This window comes from Streptomyces sp. NPDC107581 (genome assembly GCF_055657175.1).
On the sequence record NZ_JBVKBH010000055.1, the window covers coordinates 1 to 4,256 of the forward strand.

Annotated in this window: 1 protein-coding gene; it reads left to right on the forward strand. The window is 70.4% G+C overall.

Going from position 1 to position 4,256, the window contains the following annotated elements; all coding sequences use genetic code 11:
* Positions 1-4,256 (forward strand): amino acid adenylation domain-containing protein (locus ACZ7P3_RS42475; protein ID WP_472090040.1); only part of this gene is annotated, 4,256 nt, incomplete at both ends.

The window sequence follows — 4,256 nt, forward strand, 5'->3', positions numbered from 1 at the left end:
GCGGCACGCCACCCCCTCTTCCAGGTCATGCTGTCCTTCGACACCAACACCGAAGCCGCCTTCGACCTCCCCGGACTCAAGACCAGCGAATTCGAAATCCCCGGCCACGAAACAGCCAAATTCGACCTCAACTTCGAGTTCGAGGAGCGGTTCGGTCCGGAGGGACAGCCGACCGGCATCAAGGGGATTCTCGAGTACGCCACCGACCTGTTCGACCACCACACGGTCCAGGCATGGGCCGAGCGGCTCAACCACCTGCTCGGAGAGCTGACCTCCGACCCCGACCAGCCCATCGGCCTGGCGGACCACCAGACGCAGACCCGCGGGTTCCGCAGCGAACTCGGCGAGGTCGAGGCGGTACTCGCGGGGTATGCCGGCATCGCCGAGGCCGCGATCGTCGCCCGCGAGGACATCCCGGGCGACAAGCGTCTGGTCGGCTACGTGGTGCCCGGCCCCGGCCTCGACCCGGAAGTCACCGTACGGCTGCCCGCGATCCTGCGCGAGCACGCTGCCGGGCTGCTGCCCGCGCACGTGGTGCCGGCCGCGGTCGTGGTCCTGGACCGGCTGCCGCTGACGGATCACGGGAAACTGGACCACGAGGCCCTGCCCGCACCGGACCATGCCGTCGTGGCCGCCCGCCGTGCTCCGACGACCGTCCAGGAAGAGATCCTGTGCGCCGCGTTCGCCAAGGTGCTGAACCTGGAGCTGTCCACCGTCGGCATCGACGACAACTTCTTCCTTCTCGGCGGCCACTCCCTGCTCGCGACCCGGCTGGTCGCCCGCATCCGCGCTCTGCTCGGGGTCGAACTCGGCATCCGTACGCTGTTCGAAGCCCCCAACATCGCCGCCCTGGCCAAGGCGCTGGCCGGGGCGGGCCCCTCGCGTCCGGCGCTGGTGACCGCGGATCGTCCGGAGCCGCTGCCGTTGTCGTCCGCGCAGCAGCGGTTGTGGTTCCTGCACGAGCTGGAGGGACCGAGCGCCACCTACAACATCCCGGCGGTCATCAGGCTTTCCGGTGCGATCGACACCGGTGCGCTGGACGCGGCGTTGCGGGATGTCCTCGGGCGCCACGAGGTGCTGCGCACGCTCTTCCCGTCGGTCGAGGGACGGCCGTACCAGCGGGTGGTGCCGGTCGAGGAGCTCGGCGAGGTGCTCACCGTGGTACCGGCCGCCCTGGTCGGGCCGTCCGGCCTTACCGCGTCGATCAGCGCGGCGGAGGGCCACTGCTTCGACCTCTCGGCCGAAGTGCCGTTCCGGGCCTGGCTGTTCGAAGCCGGTGCGGACGAACACGTGCTGGTGCTGCTCGTGCACCACATCGCCGGTGACGGCTGGTCGCTGGTGCCGCTGGCCCGGGACCTCCAAGTGGCGTACACAGCGCGCCTGGCCGACCAGGAACCCGGATGGGCGCCGCTACCGGTCCAGTACGCGGACTACACGCTCTGGCAGCGTGAACTGCTCGGCGAGGCGCAGGACCCCGAGAGCCTGCTGAGCGAGCAACTGGCCCACTGGCGGCGCACGCTGGCCGATATACCGGAGGAACTGCCGCTGCCCGTCGACCGTGCCCGCCCCGCGGTGGCCACGCATCGGGGCGGGAGCGCGACGCTGGAGATCCCCGCGCTGCTGCACGCCCGGGTCGCCGAACTGGCCCGGGACGAAGGCGCGACGGTCTTCATGGTGCTCCAGGCCACGTTGGCCGTGCTGCTCTCCCGGCTCGGCGCCGGCCAGGACATCGTGATCGGAACCCCGACGGCCGGGCGCACCGACACCGCGCTCGACGACCTCGTCGGGTTCTTCGTCAACACCCTCGTCCTGCGCACGGACGTGTCCGGCGGTCCGTCCTTCGGCGAACTGCTCGCCCGGGTGCGGGAACAGACGCTCGACGCGTTGGCGCACCAGGACGTACCGTTCGAGCGCCTGGTCGAGGAGCTGGCCCCGGTCCGCTCCATGGCCCGCCATCCGCTGGTCCAGGTCATGCTCGCGCTCCAGAACAACGCCGATCCCGTGCTCCGACTGCCCGGCCTGCGCACGAGCGTCCTGCCCGACGAGGACACCCCGGCGAAGTTCGACCTCTCCTTCGACCTGCGCGAACGCTTCGACGAGCACGGCCGGGCCGCCGGAATGACCGGCGAGATCTTCTACGCCGTCGACCTGTTCGACCATGCAAGCATCGAGCAGCTCGCCGAACGCTTCACCCGTGTCCTCGACACCCTGACCACCGGCCCGGACCAGCGGGTCGACCAGGTCCCGGTGCTCTCGGCCGCGGAGCAGGAGAAGGTGCTGCACACCTGGAACGACACCTTCCGCTCCGTCCCGCCCACGACCCTGCCGGCGCTCTTCCAGGACCAGGCCGCCCGCACCCCCGAGGCCACCGCGGTCGTCTTCGACGGCACCACCCTGACCTACGGCGAGCTCAACACCCGCGCCAACCGGCTCGCGCACCATCTGATCGAGCACGGGGTCGGCCCCGAGGACATCGTGGGCATGGCACTGCCACGGTCGATCGACCTCGTCGTGGCGATGCTCGGCGTACTCAAGGCGGGCGCGGCGTATCTCCCGATCGACACCGAATACCCGAAGGAACGGGTCCGGTTCATGATCGAGGACGCGAAGCCGTCGTACGTGGTGACGCTCCAGGCCACCGCGGCATGGCTGCCGGCCGACGCACCCCTTCTGGTCCTGGACGACGCTGCCACCCAGGAAGAGCTGACCGCGCACCCGGCCTGGAGTCACGACCCGGCCGACATCGAGCGCACCGGCCCGCTGACCCCCGCCCATCCCGCCTACGTCATCTACACCTCCGGCTCCACCGGAACTCCCAAGGGCGTGGCGGTACCGCACCACAGCATCACCAACTTCATCACCGTTCACCGTGAGTCGGTCTTCGCCTGCGCCGCCGATCTGTCGGACGGTCGCCCGCTGCGGGTCGCGCTGACCACCTCCATATCCTTCGACGCGGTGTGGGACCAGCTGTCGTGCCTGCTGGAGGGGCACGAGCTGCACGTCGTGAGCACGGAGGTGCTCTCCGACATCGGCCTCCTCGCGACCTGGCTGGACGCACACGACGTCGACTTCCTGGAGCTGACCCCCACGCACATGGCCGCCGCTGTGTCGGAAGGCCTGTTCGACAACGGCCGCCGTACTCCGGCACTGCTCGTGGTCGGTGGCGAGGCCGTGCCCGACTCGCTCTGGGAGTGGCTCGGATCGCTGGGTGAGGGCACCCGCAGCTTCAGCTTCTACGGGCCCACGGAGTGCACGGTCTACCAGGTCTTCGCCGAGCCGCGATCCACACCGCGGCCGATACTCGGCGGCCCCACCTTCAACATGCGGGTGTTCGTGCTCGACGACGGCCTGGAGCCGGTGGCCCCCGGTGTGACGGGCGAGTTGTACGTGACGGGTGCCGGTCTGGCGCGTGGCTACCTGAACCGTCCCGCACTGACCGCGGAGCGGTTCGTGGCGTGCCCGTTCGGTGCGCCCGGCGAGCGGATGTACCGGACCGGGGACCTGGCACGGTGGCGGGCCGACGGGACCCTCGAGTTCGTCGGCCGGGCCGACGACCAGGTGAAGATCCGGGGGTTCCGGATCGAGATCGGGGAGGTCGAGGCGGTGCTGGCCCGGCATCCCGGTATCGCCCGGGCCGTGGCGGTGGTCCGCGAGGACATCCCTGGCGACAAGCGTCTGGTCGGCTATGTGGTACCCGCCCCGGGTCAGTCCCCGGAACAGATCGCCCAGTTGCCCGGACTGTTGCGCCGGCATGCCGCGGGTCCGCTTCCGGATTACATGGTGCCGGCCGCGGTCGTGGTCCTGGACCGGCTGCCGTTGACCGCCAACGGCAAGCTGGACCGCAAGGCCCTGCCCGTCCCGGACTACGCGGTCGCCTCGACTCACCGCGCTCCGACGACCGTACGGGAGGAGATGCTGTGTGCGGCGTTCGCCGAGGTGCTGGGTCTGCCCGGTGTCGGCGTCGACGACCACTTCTTCGAACTCGGCGGGCACTCCCTTCTCGCGACCCGGCTGGTCGCCCGCATCCGCGCCCTGCTCGGGATGGAGATCACCATCCGCGCGTTGTTCGAGGCCCCCACCGTCGCCGCCCTGGCCGGTGCGCTGGTCGAGGCGGGACCCTCCCGTCCGGCGCTGGTGGCCGGGGTTCGTCCGGCGTCGCTGCCGTTGTCGTTTGCGCAGCAGCGGTTGTGGATCATCGGTCAGTTGGCGGGGCCGAGCGCGGCGTACAACATGCCGTTGGTACTGCGTCTGTCCGG